This is a genomic window from Sphingopyxis sp. PAMC25046, assembly GCF_004795895.1.
Taxonomy (GTDB): domain Bacteria; phylum Pseudomonadota; class Alphaproteobacteria; order Sphingomonadales; family Sphingomonadaceae; genus Sphingopyxis.
In genome coordinates, this window is sequence record NZ_CP039250.1 from 1,605,495 (window position 1) to 1,621,054 (window position 15,560).

The 15,560-nt window shown below is 65.8% G+C and carries 14 protein-coding genes; 5 read left to right on the forward strand and 9 right to left on the reverse strand.

Annotation, left to right across the window (positions count from 1 at the left end; genetic code table 11):
- Nucleotides 1-154: 154 nt before the first annotated feature.
- The 4 genes from ilvC to miaA all read right to left on the reverse strand — a co-directional run bounded on the left by ilvC (nucleotide 155) and on the right by miaA (nucleotide 4,587).
- Entirely contained in the window at nucleotides 155-1,195 is a 1,041-nt protein-coding gene (ilvC, locus tag E5675_RS07455) for a ketol-acid reductoisomerase (protein WP_136173966.1), read from the reverse strand.
- Between the two features lie 77 nt (nucleotides 1,196-1,272).
- On the reverse strand, nucleotides 1,273-1,791 hold the full coding sequence (ilvN, locus tag E5675_RS07460) for an acetolactate synthase small subunit (RefSeq protein WP_136173967.1): 519 nt from the start codon (nucleotides 1,789-1,791) through the stop codon (nucleotides 1,273-1,275).
- 4 nt (nucleotides 1,792-1,795) lie between these two features.
- On the reverse strand, nucleotides 1,796-3,550 hold the full coding sequence (ilvB, locus tag E5675_RS07465) for a biosynthetic-type acetolactate synthase large subunit (RefSeq protein WP_168707811.1): 1,755 nt from the start codon (nucleotides 3,548-3,550) through the stop codon (nucleotides 1,796-1,798).
- Between the two features lie 74 nt (nucleotides 3,551-3,624).
- Nucleotides 3,625-4,587: a tRNA (adenosine(37)-N6)-dimethylallyltransferase MiaA gene (miaA, locus tag E5675_RS07470; protein WP_136173968.1), complete on the reverse strand. Its 963-nt coding sequence runs from the start codon at nucleotides 4,585-4,587 to the stop codon at nucleotides 3,625-3,627.
- Between miaA and serB the strand changes: the two genes are divergently transcribed.
- Nucleotides 4,586-5,470: a phosphoserine phosphatase SerB gene (gene serB / locus E5675_RS07475; RefSeq protein ID WP_136173969.1), complete on the forward strand. Its 885-nt coding sequence runs from the start codon at nucleotides 4,586-4,588 to the stop codon at nucleotides 5,468-5,470. The two genes, miaA and serB, sit on opposite strands and share 2 nt — an antisense overlap.
- Nucleotides 5,471-5,605: 135 nt before the next feature.
- Entirely contained in the window at nucleotides 5,606-5,950 is a 345-nt protein-coding gene (locus E5675_RS07480) for a GIY-YIG nuclease family protein (RefSeq protein ID WP_136173970.1), read from the forward strand.
- A 43-nt stretch (nucleotides 5,951-5,993) separates the two neighbouring features.
- Here the strand turns inward: E5675_RS07480 and E5675_RS07485 are convergent, their stop codons facing one another.
- On the reverse strand, nucleotides 5,994-6,698 hold the full coding sequence (locus tag E5675_RS07485) for a glutathione S-transferase N-terminal domain-containing protein (protein WP_136173971.1): 705 nt from the start codon (nucleotides 6,696-6,698) through the stop codon (nucleotides 5,994-5,996).
- Between the two features lie 4 nt (nucleotides 6,699-6,702).
- On the reverse strand, nucleotides 6,703-7,866 hold the full coding sequence (locus E5675_RS07490; protein ID WP_136173972.1) for a CoA transferase: 1,164 nt from the start codon (nucleotides 7,864-7,866) through the stop codon (nucleotides 6,703-6,705).
- 118 nt (nucleotides 7,867-7,984) lie between these two features.
- On the opposite strand from E5675_RS07490, the gene E5675_RS07495 reads away from it, so the two are divergent.
- The gene (locus E5675_RS07495) at nucleotides 7,985-8,887 is read left to right on the forward strand and encodes a hydroxymethylglutaryl-CoA lyase (RefSeq protein ID WP_136173973.1); all 903 of its coding nucleotides are present in this window, start codon (nucleotides 7,985-7,987) and stop codon (nucleotides 8,885-8,887) included.
- Here E5675_RS07495 and E5675_RS07500 read toward each other — a convergent pair.
- Nucleotides 8,884-9,795, reverse strand: a complete 912-nt coding sequence (locus E5675_RS07500; protein WP_136173974.1) for a DMT family transporter — start codon at nucleotides 9,793-9,795, stop codon at nucleotides 8,884-8,886. The two genes, E5675_RS07495 and E5675_RS07500, sit on opposite strands and share 4 nt — an antisense overlap.
- Nucleotides 9,796-10,062: 267 nt before the next feature.
- Between E5675_RS07500 and E5675_RS07505 the strand changes: the two genes are divergently transcribed.
- A complete protein-coding gene (locus E5675_RS07505; RefSeq protein ID WP_247594822.1) occupies nucleotides 10,063-11,046 on the forward strand; it encodes an acyl-CoA dehydrogenase family protein in 984 nt (327 codons plus the stop codon).
- Here E5675_RS07505 and E5675_RS07510 read toward each other — a convergent pair.
- Both E5675_RS07510 and E5675_RS07515 read right to left on the reverse strand, forming a co-directional pair.
- Complete coding sequence (locus E5675_RS07510) at nucleotides 11,043-12,173, reverse strand: acyl-CoA dehydrogenase family protein (protein WP_168707812.1); 1,131 nt, start codon at nucleotides 12,171-12,173, stop codon at nucleotides 11,043-11,045. The genes E5675_RS07505 and E5675_RS07510 overlap by 4 nt on opposite strands.
- A 49-nt stretch (nucleotides 12,174-12,222) precedes the next feature.
- Nucleotides 12,223-12,972 (reverse strand): helix-turn-helix transcriptional regulator, encoded by a 750-nt coding sequence (locus tag E5675_RS07515; RefSeq protein WP_247594823.1) that lies wholly within the window; start codon nucleotides 12,970-12,972, stop codon nucleotides 12,223-12,225.
- Nucleotides 12,973-13,119: 147 nt separating this feature from the next.
- Here E5675_RS07515 and E5675_RS07520 point away from each other — a divergent pair, with 147 nt between their 5' ends.
- Nucleotides 13,120-15,558, forward strand: coding sequence for a TonB-dependent receptor (locus E5675_RS07520; RefSeq protein ID WP_247594824.1), 2,439 nt, complete (start codon nucleotides 13,120-13,122; stop codon nucleotides 15,556-15,558).
- Nucleotides 15,559-15,560 lie beyond the last annotated feature (2 nt).

Below are 15,560 nucleotides of genomic sequence, written 5' to 3' on the forward strand. Positions count from 1 at the left end.
TGCATGCGATCCTCCCTGTGGCGAAGCCATGGGGAGGTGGCAGCGCGAAGCGATGACGGAGGGGCTAATGGCGCGAGGTTGCGGCCCCTCCACCACTCGCTTTCAGCGAGCGGTCCCCCTCCCCATGGCCTGCGGCCACAGGGAGGATTTTTCGTCAGTTCTTCGACTTGTCGACGAGCTGGTTCTTGGCGATCCACGGCATCATCGCGCGAAGTTCGGCGCCGGTCTTTTCGAGCTGGTGCGCGGCGGCGGCCTTGCGGCTCGCCTTCAGTTCGGGCTGGCCGGCCTGGTTGTCGAGCACGAAGTCCTTGACGAAGCGGCCCGACTGGATGTCGGCGAGGACGCGCTTCATTTCCTTCTTCGTTTCGTCGGTAATGATGCGCGGGCCGGTCTTGATGTCGCCATATTCGGCGGTGTTCGAGATCGAATAGCGCATGTTCGCGATGCCGCCTTCATAGAGGAGGTCGACGATCAGCTTGGTTTCGTGGAGGCATTCGAAATAGGCCATTTCGGGGGCGTAGCCCGCCTCGACCAGCGTTTCGAAACCCGCCTGGATCAGATGGGTGATGCCGCCGCAGAGCACCGCCTGTTCGCCGAACAGGTCGGTTTCGCACTCTTCCTTGAAGGTCGTCTCGATGATGCCGCTGCGGCCGCCGCCGACCGCCGAGGCATAGGAAAGGGCGAGCGCCTTGGCGAAGCCGTTGCCCGACGCGCCCGCGCCCTGCGCTTCCTGCGCGACCGCGATCAGGCAGGGGACGCCGCCGCCCTTCTGATATTCGCTGCGCACCGTGTGGCCGGGGCCCTTCGGCGCGACCATGAAGACGTCGATGTCGGGGCGCGCGTCGATCAGCCCGAAGTGGATGTTGAGGCCGTGCGCGAAGGCGAGCGCGGCGCCGGGCTTCATGTTCGGACCGATGTCGTCGGCGTAGATCTTGGCCTGATGCTCGTCGGGGGCAGCGATCATGATCACGTCGGCCCATTCGGCGGCTTCCTTGTTCGAAAGCACCTTGAAGCCGGCGGCTTCGGCCTTTTTCGCGGTCGGCGAGCCGGGACGGAGAGCGATCGCGACTTCCTTCACCCCGCTGTCGCGCATGTTCTGCGCGTGGGCGTGGCCCTGGCTGCCATAGCCGACGACGGCGACCTTCTTGCCCTTGATCAGATCCTGGTCGGCGTCGCGATCGTAATAAACCTGCATGTCATTCTTCCCTATTCTTCTTCCGTCACCCCGGACGTGATCCGGGGCGCCAATAGTTGAAACCCAATGCGTAAACTCTAGAGCGCCTCCGACCCGCGGGCGATGGCGACGACGCCGGTGCGGCCGACCTCGACCAGCCCGCATTCGCGCATCAGCGCGATGAAGCGGTCGACCTTGTCGCTCGTCCCGGTGATTTCGAAGATGAAGCTCGACAGCGTCGTGTCGACGACCTTGGCGCGGAACACGTCGGCCATGCGCAGCGCCTCGATCCGCTTGTCGCCGGTGCCCGCGACCTTCACCAGCGCGATCTCGCGCTCGACATGCGCCTCGCCCGCGTCGTTGAGGTCGACGACCTTGTGGACCGGGACAAGCCGGTCGAGCTGCGCGATGATCTGGTCGATCACCGGCGGCGGGCCGTTGGTGACGATCGTGATCCGCGAGAGCGCGTGATCCGAACTGATGTCGGCCACGGTCAGGCTTTCGATATTATAGCCGCGCGCGGTGAACAGCCCGGTGATCTTGGCGAGCACGCCGGCCTCGTTGTCGACGGTGATGGCGAGCACATGGCGCTCGCCGGCTTCGGTCTTGATTTTCATGTGCTTACACCAGCGCCTTGGCTTCGTCGTCCATCGTGCCGGTGATGTCGTTCGGCTGGAGGATCATGTCGGTGTGCGCCGCGCCCGACGGGATCATCGGGAAGCAGTTGGCGAGTTTGGCGACGCGGCAGTCGACGATCACCGGTCCCGGCGTGTCGATCATCTTGCTGATGCCCGCCTCGAGCTCGCCCAGCGTGTCGATGCGCAGGCCCGTCCAGCCATAAGCCTCGGCGAGCTTCACGAAATCGGGCAGGCTGTCCGAATAGCTGTTCGAATAGCGGCTCTCGTAAGTGAGTTCCTGCCACTGGCGGACCATCCCCATCCATTCATTGTTGAGGATGAAGATCTTCACCGGCAGGCGGTACTGGCTGACCGTGCCCATTTCCTGGATGTTCATCTGCAGGCTGGCTTCGCCCGCGATGCAGATGACGAGGCGGTTCGGGTTGGCGATCTGCGCGCCGACCGCGGCGGGGAAGCCATAACCCATCGTGCCGAGGCCGCCCGAGGTGAGCCAGCGATTGGGCGCCGAGAAGCCGAAATGCTGTGCCGCCCACATTTGGTGCTGGCCGACCTCGGTCGTGATGATCGGGTCGCGGCCGCGCGTCGCGTCGAACAGCGCCTTCACCGCGCGTTGCGGCATGATGTCGGCGTCCGGTTCCTTCTTTTCGGGGAAGTCGAGGCAGCGCGTCGCGCGCCAGCCGTCGACGCGGCGCCACCATTCGCCAAGGTCGCGCGCCTTGTGCCCCTTGGCCTGCCACGCTGCGATCAGCGCGTCGAGCGCGCGGCCGGCGTCGCCGACCACCGCGAGGTCGACGGGGACGATCTTGTTGATCGAGCTGCGGTCGATGTCGATGTGGATCTTCTTCGCCTCGGGCGCGAAGGCGTCGAGGCGGCCGGTGACGCGGTCGTCGAAGCGCGCGCCGACCGCGATGATCAGGTCGGCACGGTTCATCGCCATGTTCGATTCATAGGTGCCGTGCATGCCGAGCATGCCGAGCCATTTGGGATCGTCGGCGGGGAAGGCGCCGAGCCCCATCAGCGTCGAGGTGATCGGCGCGCCGGTCAGGCTGACGAGCTGGCGCAGTGCCGCGCTCGCATCGGGCCCTGCGTTGATCACGCCGCCGCCGGTGTAGAAGACCGGGCGTTCGGCCGCGGCGATCATGTCGATCGCCTGGGCAATCGCATCGGCGTCGGGTTCGACCTGCGGGCGATAGCTGTTGTGCTGGATGAATTCGGGCACCGAATAGGTGCCGGTCGCGACCTGCACATTCTTCGGAATGTCGATCACCACCGGACCGGGGCGGCCGTGGGTCGCGATATGGAACGCCTCGTGCATGATCGGGCCGAGACGGTCGGGGTCCATCACGAGATAATTATGCTTGGTGCAATGGCGCGTGATGCCGACGGTGTCGCATTCCTGGAAGGCGTCGGTACCGATCAGCGTCGTCGGCACCTGCCCCGTCAGCACGACCATCGGGATCGAATCGAGCAAGGCGTCGGTGATGCCGGTGACGGCATTCGTGGCGCCGGGCCCCGAGGTGACGAGCACGACGCCGGGCTTGCCGGTCGAGCGCGCATAGCCTTCGGCCGCGTGCGTTGCCGCCTGTTCGTGGCGGACGAGGATATGTTTGATCGTCGGGTGTTTGTAGAGCGCGTCATAGATCGGAAGGACCGCGCCGCCCGGATAGCCGAACACCGTATCGACCCCGAGGTCGACCAGCGCCTGAACCACCATGTCGGCACCACTCATTTCCGTCACGACGAAACTCCTTTCAACGCAAAAGTGCCGCGCTTGTGCGCTGCAACAGGGTTGCGGGCAATAGGTGTATGATTCTATCCTGTCAACAGACTATCACGTAATATTATTACTAATTGACCAATAGAATCGACGTTTAATGACTCTTCGTGGCGCGACCAATCGGCGGGCGGCTGGTGGCGGAACCACGTATATTGGCGCTTCGCATATTGACGGGTCGCCGCCTGCGCCGCTTCGAGCGCGTCGGCGCGGCTGATTTCGCCGCGGAGAAAAGCGGCGATCTGCGGCACGCCGATCGCACGCATCGCGGGAAGATCGGGGTCGAGGTGACGTGCGAGCAGGGCCTCGACTTCTTCGATCGCGCCGCCCTCGAACATCTGGATCAGGCGGGTATCGCAGCGGGTACGAAGCCAGTCGCGCGGGGGGAGGAGGATCATCGGGGCGAGGGCGATGGTATCGGCGATGCCGCCTTCGCGCGCCTGCTGCCAGTCGGCGAGAGTGCGGCCGGTCGCGCGCACGACCTCGAGCGCGCGCGCGACGCGCGTGGTGTCGGCGGGGTTGAGGCGTTCGGCGGCTGCAGGGTCGGAGATCGCCAGCGCGGCATGAGCCTCGGCCACCGGAAGCGCGCGCACGGCTTCGCGGACCTGCGGGTCGATTTCTGGGACGGGTGCGATGCCATAAAGCAGGGTGCGCAGGTAAAGGCCGGTGCCGCCGACGAGGATCGGGACCCGGCCCGCAGCATGTGCCTCGGCGATGACATTGCGCGCTTCGGCCGCCCAGCGCGCGGCATTATGCGCGTCGGCGGCATCGATATGGCCGAACAGGCGGTGCGGCACGCCGTCCATCTCCTCGTCGGTCGGGCGCGCCGAAAGGATCGCGAGGTCGGCGTAGACCTGGCTCGCGTCGGCATTGACGACGATCCCATTTTCGAGCGTTTTTGCGAGCGAGACCGCCAAAGCGCTCTTGCCGCTGGCGGTGGGTCCGGCGATAAGTGCCACGGGCAGCCGCGCTTTGGCGGTCGAGATAAAAGGAGATGCCATGTTCGTCGCGACGCTGATAGCAGCCGGGAAGCTGACCGACGAGGTGGTTCGCGAAGGTATAGACCGGCTGGCGGCGACGGGGCACGATGTCGGCGCGCCGCACTGGCTCGACGAGCATGATGCGGCCGACATCGTCTTTCACGGCAGCCTGGTGAGCGCGCGCAAGGAACTGGCGCATATGGACCATGGCGCGCTCGACATCGTCGTCCAGCCGCTGGGCGATCGCACCAAGAAACTGATCATCGCCGACATGGATTCGACGATGATCACCGTCGAGTGCATCGACGAACTGGCCGATTATGCCGGGTTGAAGCCGCAAATCGCGGCGATCACCGAACGCGCGATGCGCGGCGAGCTCGATTTCCGCGCCGCGCTGACCGAGCGCGTCGGGCTGCTCGGCGGGATGGCGGAGAGCACGCTGGTCGATTGCCGGATGGAGCGCGTGCGGTTGACGCGCGGCGCGCGCACGCTGGTGCAGACGATGAAAGCGCATGGCGCATATTCGGTGCTGGTGTCGGGCGGCTTCATGCCCTTCGCCGGGCCGGTGGCCGAGGCGATCGGCTTCGACAAGGTCGTCGCGAACGAGCTGGAGATTTCAGGCGGCAAGCTGACCGGCAAGGTGCTGGAGCCGATCGTCGACAGTTCGGCGAAGCTCGAGACGCTGAAGGCCGAGGCGGCGCGACACGGCCTGCCGCTCGCCGAGACGCTGGCCGTGGGTGACGGCGCGAACGACATTCCGATGATCACGAGCGCGGGGCTGGGGATCGGATATTACCCGCATCCCGCCGCGGGCGAGGCGGCCGCGGCGGTAATCCGGCATCATGATTTGACGGCGCTGCTATGGGCGCAGGGCTATTCGCGGCGGCAGTGGGTGATGGGGTAGGGGTGGCCGGATTGCGGGCGCTTCCGGTCGTTCTTGCCAATCCGGACCCTATGACCGGTTTCGGGCGATAGCGGACGTTGCACTTCTCGTCACCCCGGGCTTGACCCGGGGCCTGCCTTGTCTTTTTCTGGCGCTATGGAACGTTATCCCTGCGTCTATATTCTTGCGCGTTCGTCGCATGGGACATTCTACACCGGGGTCACCTCGAACCTTGTCCAGCGGATCCATCAACATCGTGAAGGGACATTCGGCGGCTACACGAAGGACTATGGAATCAAGCGCCTCGTCTGGTTCGAACGCCACGAGATGATGGATACGGCAATCCTTCGAGAGAAACGCATCAAGCGGTGGCTGCGTACATGGAAATACGAACTGATCAACGCGATGAACCCGACATGGCGCAATCTCGCCGAGGATTTCGGGTTCGAACCTTTGCCCTTGGCAAGAAGGAAGGCGGGTCCCGGGTCAAGCCCGGGATGACGAAAGCGACGTCCGCTCTCCACCCCAAAGCAGATTATCTGCCTTAACGCTTCACATGCTGCCTATCGCCCCACAGGATTGCGCGGTGCTCGTCGGTGAAGCCGGTGAGGCCGCCCTCGATGGTTTCGGCGCGCGCGACGCCGACCGTCATGCCCTCCGCGACCGCGGGGCGTGCGAGCATCGCAGCGCCCCAGCGATCGACATTCGGAAACCGGCCGGCCTTTTCGATGAGCTGGCGGCGCAGATAGGGCAGGGTCGCCATGTCGGCGATGCTATACTCCTCGCCCGCGAGCCATTCGGCTTCGCCAAGGCGCTTGTCGAGCACCATCATCAGCCGGTCGACCTCGCGGCTGTAACGCGCGATCGCATATTCGTGCCGGTCCTTGGCATAATGGGTGAAATGCGCTTCTTGCCCGAACATCGGGCCGACGCCCGACAGCTGGAACATCAGCCACTGCCAGCAGATCGCGCGCTTCACCGGATCGGCGGGCAGGAAACGCCCGGTCTTTTCGGCGAGGTAGAGGAGGATCGCGCCGGTTTCCCAAAGCACGAAGCGTTCGCCATCGGGCCCCTCGTCGTCGACGATCACCGGCGTCTTGTTGTTCGGGTTGAGTGCGAGAAATTCGGGGGTAAGCTGGTCGCCCGCGAGGATGTCGATATATTCGAGCCGCCAGTCGAGTTCCATTTCGAGGAGCGCGATCGCGATCTTGCGCGCGTTGGGGGTCGGGCCGCCATAGAGGGTGATCATCGCCTCAGTCCTCTCGCCCGAGCCAGCGTTTGAGCACGTCGGCGCCATCCTGACCGACCGTCAGCGGGGCAGGGCGGCGGACGCTGCCCGGCGTCGCCGACAGCTTGGGGAAAACGCCCTGCATCGTGACTTCGCCCAATTCGGCATCCTCGACGGTGACGAGCGCCTCGCGCGCGGCGAAATGCGGATCGGCGAGCATATCCTCGGCATCGAACACCCGGCCCGCGGGCACGCCGGCCTCGACCATCCTCGTCTCGAGTTCCTCGATGGTCAGCGTCCGCGTCCATTCTCCGATCAGCGCGTCGAGTTCCTCCTGACGCGCGCCGCGCGCGCGGTGCGTCGCATAGCGTTCGTCGCTCGCCAGTTCGGGGCGGCCCATCGCGGCGGCGAGCCTTGCGAAGACGCCGTCCTGATTGGCGCCGATCAGATATTCGCCATCCTTGCACGGATAGACGTTCGACGGCGCGATGCCGGGCAGCGTCGATCCGGTGCGGCGACGCTTGGTGCCGCTCGCCGAATAGTCCGACACGGTCGATTCCATCACCTGCAGCACCGCCTCATAGAGCGCGGAGTCGACGATCTGCCCTTCGCCAGTCTTGCCGCGATGGTGAAGCGCGGCGAGCGCGCCCATGCAGCCGTAGGTCGCGGCGAGCGTGTCGCCGATCGACACGCCCATGCGAGCAGGGGGGAGGTCGGGATAGCCGACGATGCCGCGCCAGCCCCCCATCGCTTCGCCGATCCCGCCGAAACCCGCACGCGCCGAATAGGGGCCGGTCTGGCCATAGCCCGACACGCGCACGACGATCAGCCCGGGGTTCGCCTTGCGAAGCTCGGCGGGGTCGAGATTCCATTTCTCAAGCGTGCCGGGACGGAAATTCTCGATCAATATGTCGGCCTTGGCGATCAGCTCGCGCGCGAGCGCCTGGCCTTCTTCGGAGCGCAGGTCGACCGCGACCGAATATTTGTTGCGCGCGATGACGCGCCACCAGCTCGGCTTGTCGCCCTGGCCCCAGTTGCGCATCTGGTCGCCGGTCACCGGGGGTTCGAGCTTGACGATCTCGGCGCCCATGTCGCCGAGCAATTGGCCGCAAAATGGGCCGGCGATGAGCTGCCCCATCTCGACCACCCTGATGCCCTCCAGCGCGCCCCCGCTGCCCGTCTCGCTCATATCATTCCTTTCGCGGCCGACTCTGGTAAGACGACCTGCCTCGCCCATGGCCTTTGTATACTTAGAATGCTATGTAATTTTCAACCTGCTAAATGACTCGGGACAATCGGGACGCAAGATGTTGAAAAATCAAGCCGTGGAACTGGTGGAAGTCGGCCCGCGCGACGGGCTGCAGAACGAGGCGGCCACCATATCGACCGCCGACAAGCTCCAACTGATCCGCCGCGCGATCGACTATGGGATCCGGCGTATCGAGGTGACGAGTTTCGTCAATCCGAAGAAGGTGCCGCAGCTTGCCGACGCCGAGGAGCTGGTGGCGATGCTGCCGGCGCGCGATGACATGACCTATATCGGCCTCGTGCTCAATCGCCGCGGCGCCGAGCGCGCGCTCGCAACGGCGCGGATCGACGAGCTTGGTGCGGTGTGCGTGACGAGCGATAGCTTCGGCATCCGCAACCAGGGGCAAAGCTCGGACGAATCGCTCGCCGCGGCGATGGAGATCGTCGCGCTTGCCAAAGAAGCCGGTCGTAGCGGACAGATCACCATCGCCACCGCTTTCGGCTGTCCGTTCGAGGGCAGGGTGGCGATCGACCGCGTCGTCGAGATGGTGAAGCGCGCGGCCGACGCGCGCCCGCGCGAAATCGCGCTTGCCGACACGATCGGGGTGGGGGCGCCCGCGCAGGTATCCGAAATGGTCGGGCGCGTGCGTGAGGCGGTCGGCGATCTGCCGGTGCGCGTCCATTTCCACAATACGCGCGGCACCGGCATCGCCAATGTCTGGGCGGCGGTGCAGGCAGGCGCGGCGACGGTCGATGCGTCGCTCGGCGGGCTCGGCGGTTGCCCCTTCGCGCCCGGCGCGGCGGGCAATGTCGCGACCGAGGATGTGATCTACATGCTCGAAAACAGCGGTGTCCGGACGGGTGTCACGCTGCCGTCTGTCGTCGAGGCGGCCGGATGGCTGACCGGCGTTATGGGGCGTGCGTTGCCGGCGATGGTCAGCAAGGCGCCCGCCTTTCCCTAAAAGGTCGCGAGCAGCGCCATCACCACGCCGCCGACGACGAGCAGCAGGCCGACGATCTCGTGCCAGCGTACCGGTTCGCGCAGATAGAAATGCGCGAAGCCGACGGTGAAGACGACCTCGACCTGCCCCACGATCCGTACGAGCGCCGCGGGCGCCGCCGCAAAGCCGATATACCAGCAGGCCGAACCGAGCGCCGACAGCAGCCCGACCTGGCTCGAATTGCGCCAGGTCCGGAACACCGCGCGCAGCGTGTCGCGATCGCGCAGGACGACCCAGAGGAGGTGCAAGCCGGTCTGGATCGCCATGACGACGACGAGCGTGACGAGCGCCGACCCGATCAGATCGACGCCATCGAGTTCGGCGGTCGCTAGCTTCACCGCGATCGCCGCGAGCGCGAACATCGACCCCGCGCCAAGCCCGCACAGCGCCGCGGGCTGGCCCAGCGCGCGCCAGATCTCGCGCGACGAAACGCCGCGTCCGGCAAGCGCGAGCACCAGCACGCCGGCAACCCCGGCGACGATCCCGATCCACGCGAGCAGCGGCAATCGTTCGCCGAGGAAGAGCGCGGTGACGAGCGCCGCCTGTACCGCTTCGGTCTTGGAAAAGGCGGTGCCGACGACGAAGCCGCGGTGTCCGAACGCCATGATGAGCAGGATCGTTCCTGCCATCTGCGTGATCGCCCCGGCGACGGCGAAGCCCGCGAAGGCGGCGCCGAAGGCCGGCACCGCTTCGCCGCGCATGGTCAGCCAGATTGCCGCGAAACAAAGCGCAAAAGGCACGCCGTAGAGATAGCGGACCAGCCCTGCGCCGCTGACGCTGAGTTCGGCGCGCAAGCGTTGTTGCAGCGCGGTGCGCCACGCCTGAAACAGACCGCCGAACAGCGACGCGGGAAGCCAGATGGGGTTCATCCCGCCCTCGCGCCCCGTCCCGCGTTCCCGACTCGTCCCAAGCTTTGCATGCGGCACCCATGCAATAGTTTTATTACTAAGTATATTGAGCGATCGCCGACGCTGTCGGTCGTCCACCTGCCACGCCAATCAGCTGGACCCGCGCCGCGCCGCGCTGCACAAGGGAAGCGGGAGAGCAAATGACATACACCGACCAATCGCCGCGCCCTGCCGGTTCGGCCCTCTGACATGGCCGCCCTCGACCTTCCGCTTCGTGATGAGCAAAATATGCTCCGGGCGAGCGTCCAGCGTTTCCTTGCCGACAATGCGCGGCCCGGCTGGCACGATCTTTCGGAATCACTCGGCCTGGCCGGAATTGCTTTGCCCGAAAGCGTGGGCGGTTTCGGCGGCGGCGCGGTCGACATTGCGATCGTGATGGCCGAACTTGGCCCGGCGCTCGCGGGCGCCGACTGGCTCTCGCACGTCGCGGCGACGGCGCTTTTGGCGCGCGCGGCGCCCGAGCATCCCGCGCTCGGCGATCTGGCGGCGGGGCATCGTCGCATCGCGATCCTCTGCGCCGCTTCGACCGCGTCGATGCCCGCTGTCGAAGGCGAGCTGGTGCGCGGCGGCGCGACGCTGGTCGCGGGCGCGGCCGAGGCCGACCTGCTGCTGCTCGCAAACGACGACGCGCTGCTGCTCGTCGCCGCCGACGGCGACAAGGTCGAGCAGCGCCACCGCATCATGCACGACGGCAGCGTCTCGGCCGACCTTTCCTTCACGCTCAAGCCGGGCGATGCGGACCTGCTGGCGGACGGGAACGAAGCGCGGGCGCTGGCCGATTATGCGAACGATCTGATCCTGGCCGGGCGCTGTGCCGAGGCCGCCGGCCTGATGCAGCGCATGATCGCCGACAGCGTCGACTATCTGGGCCAGCGCAGACAGTTCGGGGTCGAGATCGGCCGTTTCCAGTCGCTGCGCCATCGGGCGGCCGACATGCAGCTCGCGATGATGAAGGCGGTCGCGCTCACCGAGGTGGCGATCGCAGCGGTCGATCAGGGCGGCCCCGATCGGGCGCAGGCGGTCAGCGCGGCATGTATCGAGGTCGGCGACGCGGTGCGGATCGTCGGCGAAAGCGCGGTGCAGATTCACGGCGCGATGGGGCTTACCGAGGAACTGAGCCTTGGTGGCTCTTTCAAGCGCGCGCTGGCGATTGCGGCCGCATTCGGCCCGCGCGCCGGTCACCTCGCGCGCTTTGCCGAGGCGGCTGCCTAGCCCAGCATCGTCCGCGCGATCAGGTCGCGCTGGATTTCGTTCGACCCCGCATAGATGCTCGCCGCCCTGTCGTTGAGATAGCGCGGCACCGCGACCGCCAGCTCGGCGGGAGTCTGCCCGTCGGCGTCGGCCCATCCGGCGTAACCCGCGACCTCGCACGCCAGCGTGTCGATCCGCTGCGCGGCCTCGGTCCCGATGATCTTGAGCGCCGAGGCGTAAAGCGCCGGACTGCCGCCGACCCCGCGCATCGCCTTCAGCTCGAGCGCCTGCAACGCCTTCAGCGTCACCGCTTCGCGGTCGAGCTGCGCGCGAAGCACCGGATCGATATCTTCGCGCGCGCGCAGCCGTTCGAGGCGGCCGATCAGCCCCGGCGCATATTTGCCGCCGCGTTCGAAGGTCAGCAGATGTTTGGCGACCGACCAGCCCTCATTCTCGCCGCCGAGCCGGTTTGCCCGCGGTACGCGGACCTCGTCAAAAAAGACCTGGTTGAGTTCATGATCCCCCGCGAGCGTGCGGATCGGCTCGACCGTGATGCCCGGCGTTTGCATGTCGAGCAGCAGGAAGCTGATTCCCGCCTGCGGCTTGCCTTCGTTCGAGGTGCGGACGAGCGCAAACATGCGGTTCGCGAAATGCGCGTGGGTGGTCCAGATCTTCGAGCCGTTCAGGACATAATCGTCGCCGTCGGGCACCGCGCGCAGTTGCAACGCGGCAAGGTCGGAACCCGCTTCCGGTTCCGAAAAGCCCTGGCACCAATAATCCTCGCCCGACAATATGCGCGGCAGATAATGGGCGCGCTGTTCGGGAGCGCCATAATGCATGATCACCGGGGCGACCATTTTCAGCCCCATCGGCGCAAGGTTGGGCGCCCCCGCCAGCGCGCATTCGGCGGCAAATATATAGCGTTCGATCTCGTTCCAGCCGGGGCCGCCGAACTCGGCCGGCCAGTCGGGCGCCGCCCAGCCGCGCGCATGCAGGATGCGCTGCCACGGCAGCGACACGTCGGGGTCGATGAAGACGCTGGTCGCGCGCCCCGCCGCGAGGCGAATATCGTCGGGCAGGTGCGCGGCGAGGAAGGCGCGAACCTCGTCGCGGAAGGCGATCAGCGCCGGATCGTTCAGCATGTCCATGGCTACGGCTTAGGCCTCCCGCCGATGCCGGGCCAAGCTGGCACCTGCATCAGGCCGCGCGCGCGCCGACGAAGCCGAGCCCCGCCGCGATCTGGATCGACTGCGCGCGCCCCGTCGCGCCGAGCTTCGCCGCGGCGTTGCGGAGGTGGAAGCGCACCGTCGACACCGACAGCGACAGGATGATCCCGATCTCGCCGTCGGTCTTGCCAGCCGCCGCCCAGCGCAGGCACTGGACCTCGCGCCGCGTCAGCGTTTGCGGCACCGTGGCGTTGCGCGGGCGGCCGCGCGCTTCGTTATGCGTCGCGACCAGCTTGACCGCGAGATTGTGCAAATGGCCCGCCTGATCGGCGAAGACCGCTTCGACCCCGACGGGCTCGCGCGAGCACCAGAAGACCGCGCCGACCAGCCCGCGCGGCAGATGCACCGGCGCGACAATCGCTTCGCCGAAATTGGGTGTGTTCTTCGCCTGCGAGCAATCGACCTCGTCGAGCAATTGCGTCGGGCGCCAGGTGCGAAGGCGGCCGTCGCTGTAGTAAAAGGGTTCGCCGACCAGCCGTGCCGCGGTCAGGAAGGCGATATGCAAGGCCAGTTTGCGGTCGCGCCAATAGGCGTAATCCGGATCGATCCAGCGAAAGCTGGTTTCGGCATAGGGGCGCCCGTCGGCGTCGCTCATCGGTTCTGGATCGCCAAGGTCGGCCTGCGCCGCGACATAGGGCAGGCCGACCGCGTCGCCCGCGGCTTGCACCGCCGCGATCAGTGCCGGCATGTCCGCCCAGCATTCGGCCCTTTCGTCGATCACGCGCTTTTCCCTCCGCTCCCTGACACAGGTGTCAGCTTGTTCGCGCGGCCGCAATCCCTTGTTCTGTCACGGTCCGGTTTCGCGCGACGCTCGCACAAAGACGAGCCCCGCGACAAGGTGTTTGAGGGAGGATGAGTGATGAAGGCAATGCGTATTTTCCTGGCCGCCGGTTCGGCGATGGGGCTCGTCGTCGCGGCTCCGGCCTTTGCGGCGGAGGAAACCGCGCCCGACAGCGTCGCGGCCGAAGGCGACATCATCGTCACCGCCCAGCGCCGCGCCGAATCGATGAACGACGTCGGCATGGCGATCCAGGCGGTCGATGCCGAAACGCTCGAAAATCTGCGCGTGACCGACCTGCGCGACCTGACCGCGGTGGCGCCGAGCTTTACCGTCTCGCAAAGCTATCAGGGGGTTCCGACCTATACGCTGCGCGGGATCGGCTTCAATACGATCAACCTGTCGTCGACCTCGACGGTGGGTACTTATGTCGACGAGGTCGCCTATGCCTATCCGATCATGAACACCGGCCCGGTGATGGACCTCGAGCGCGTCGAGGTGCTGAAGGGGCCGCAAGGCACGCTCTATGGCCGCAACACCACCGCGGGCCTGATCAACTTCATCACCGCCAAGCCGACCGACAGCTTCGAGGGCAGCATCAAGGCCGACCTTGGCAATTACCAGACCTGGAATATCGGCGGCCATATCTCGGGCCCGCTTGGCGAAGGCATCGCCGCGCGCATCGCCTTTCGCAGCGAGAATAGCGACAAGGGCTGGCAGGTCAGTAACACGCGGGGCGAACGGCTGGGCGAGGTCGACAAGCTGGGCATCCGCGGCTCGCTTGCCATCGACCCTGCGCCGGGGACGCATTTCGACCTGTCGGTGACCTGGTGGCGCAACAGGTCGGATACCGTCGCGGGGCAGGGGATCGGTTTCACCCCCGCCACCAACCCCGTCAGCGGCACCAGCAATTCGCGCTTCTTCAATGCGCCGGGGCTCGCCGACTATCTCGGCGCGAATTTCCCGACCAAGGCGAGCCGGGCCGATTGGGCTCCCGAAGCGTCGCGTTCTGCCGATATCGGCACCGGGCTCGGCCTCGCCGGCCCGCTCGCCGAGGACAATCGTTTCTGGGGCTTGAAGCTGCGCTGGGATCAGGATCTCGGCGAGACGATGAAGCTCGTCTCGCTCACCAGCTACAATGATTTCAAGCGCAACGCGCTCTCCGACTGGAGCGGTGCGCCGTTCGAAATCCTGCTCCAGAACACCGTCGGGCGGATCAAGAGCTTCGCGCAGGAACTGCATCTGGAAGGCGAAAGCGGCGCGGTGAACTGGCTCGTCGGCGCCTATTATGCCAACGACCGGATCATCGACTCCAACCGCACTTTGCTCGGCCAGAATGCCAATGTCGGGCTGATCCGCGGTGCGGGCGTGCCCTTGCTAGGAACGCCGTTCAATTCGGGCGGCTACACCCCGCTCGAACTTTCGCAGGCTTTCCGCACCTACGAGGATTTCGGCCGTATCCGCACCAAGACATGGAGCATTTTCGGCAACGCCGATGCCGAACTGACCGACCAGCTCAAGCTGACCGTCGGGGTGCGCTATACCGAGGACAAGCAGCGCTACAACGGCTGCTCGCGCGACTTCAACGGCAATATGTTGCCCAACGTCAATGTCGTGAACCGCGCGCTCTATTTCCAGACCTATGGCGTGCTCGCCCCCGAAATCGCCGAGGGGCAGTGCAACACTTTCGATCCCGCGACGGGCACCTTCGGCGAGGTCCAGTCGCTGCTCGACGAAAACAACGTCGCCTGGCGCGCCGCGCTCGACTGGTCGCCGAACGACGACACCTTGCTCTACGCCTCGGTCTCGCGCGGCTATAAATCGGGGACGACGCCGATCAACGCGGCGAACCTCGCGCGCCAGAATGCGCCGGTGACGCAGGAAAAGCTCACCGCCTATGAAGTGGGCGTGAAGGCGACGCTGGCGGATCGGCTGGTTCAGGCCAATCTTTCGGCCTTCTATTACGATTATCGCGACAAGCAGATCAGCACCTATTTCGCCGATCCGATCTACACCGCGCTCTCGCGCCTCGACAATGTGCCCGACAGCGAAGCTTACGGCGTCGAGGGCGAGCTGACGATCCGCCCGGCGACGGGGCTGACGCTCGCCGCCAACGCGCTGTGGCTGAAGACGCGGATCAACGATTATGACGGCACCAACGCCGCGGGGCAGCCCGAGAATTTCGACGGAGCCGAATTCATCTACAGCCCCGAATTCCAGGGCAGTGTGACGATCGCCTATGACACGCCGGTCAGCGATACGCTGAACCTGACCGGCGCAGTGAGTGCGCGGTACCAGAGCAAGTCGAACACGATCTTCGAGGATCTCGATCTCTACAAGGTCGATGCCTATGGCACGGTCAATGCGAGCCTTGGCCTCAAACATGAAAGCGGCTGGTCTGTCTCGCTCTGGGCAAAGAACCTGTTCGACAAATATTATTGGTCGGCGGTGGCGAGCAACGCCAATGTCGTCGTGCGCTTTGCCAACCAGCCGCGAACCTGGGGCCTCTCTGTGGGTTATGACTTCTGAAG

What these genes read in the sequence shown, in the direction of transcription:
- ilvC (WP_136173966.1), bottom strand. Translation starts at nt 1,195, where the DNA reads ATGCAGGTTTATTACGATCGCGACGCCGACCAGGATCTGATCAAGGGC.
- ilvN (WP_136173967.1), bottom strand. Translation starts at nt 1,791, where the DNA reads ATGAAAATCAAGACCGAAGCCGGCGAGCGCCATGTGCTCGCCATCACC.
- serB (WP_136173969.1), top strand. Translation starts at nt 4,586, where the DNA reads ATGTTCGTCGCGACGCTGATAGCAGCCGGGAAGCTGACCGACGAGGTG.
- miaA (WP_136173968.1), bottom strand. Translation starts at nt 4,587, where the DNA reads ATGGCATCTCCTTTTATCTCGACCGCCAAAGCGCGGCTGCCCGTGGCA.
- E5675_RS07480 (WP_136173970.1), top strand. Translation starts at nt 5,606, where the DNA reads ATGGAACGTTATCCCTGCGTCTATATTCTTGCGCGTTCGTCGCATGGG.
- E5675_RS07485 (WP_136173971.1), bottom strand. Translation starts at nt 6,698, where the DNA reads ATGATCACCCTCTATGGCGGCCCGACCCCCAACGCGCGCAAGATCGCG.
- E5675_RS07490 (WP_136173972.1), bottom strand. Translation starts at nt 7,866, where the DNA reads ATGAGCGAGACGGGCAGCGGGGGCGCGCTGGAGGGCATCAGGGTGGTC.
- E5675_RS07495 (WP_136173973.1), top strand. Translation starts at nt 7,985, where the DNA reads ATGTTGAAAAATCAAGCCGTGGAACTGGTGGAAGTCGGCCCGCGCGAC.
- E5675_RS07500 (WP_136173974.1), bottom strand. Translation starts at nt 9,795, where the DNA reads ATGAACCCCATCTGGCTTCCCGCGTCGCTGTTCGGCGGTCTGTTTCAG.
- E5675_RS07505 (WP_247594822.1), top strand. Translation starts at nt 10,063, where the DNA reads ATGCTCCGGGCGAGCGTCCAGCGTTTCCTTGCCGACAATGCGCGGCCC.
- E5675_RS07510 (WP_168707812.1), bottom strand. Translation starts at nt 12,173, where the DNA reads ATGGACATGCTGAACGATCCGGCGCTGATCGCCTTCCGCGACGAGGTT.
- E5675_RS07520 (WP_247594824.1), top strand. Translation starts at nt 13,120, where the DNA reads ATGCGTATTTTCCTGGCCGCCGGTTCGGCGATGGGGCTCGTCGTCGCG.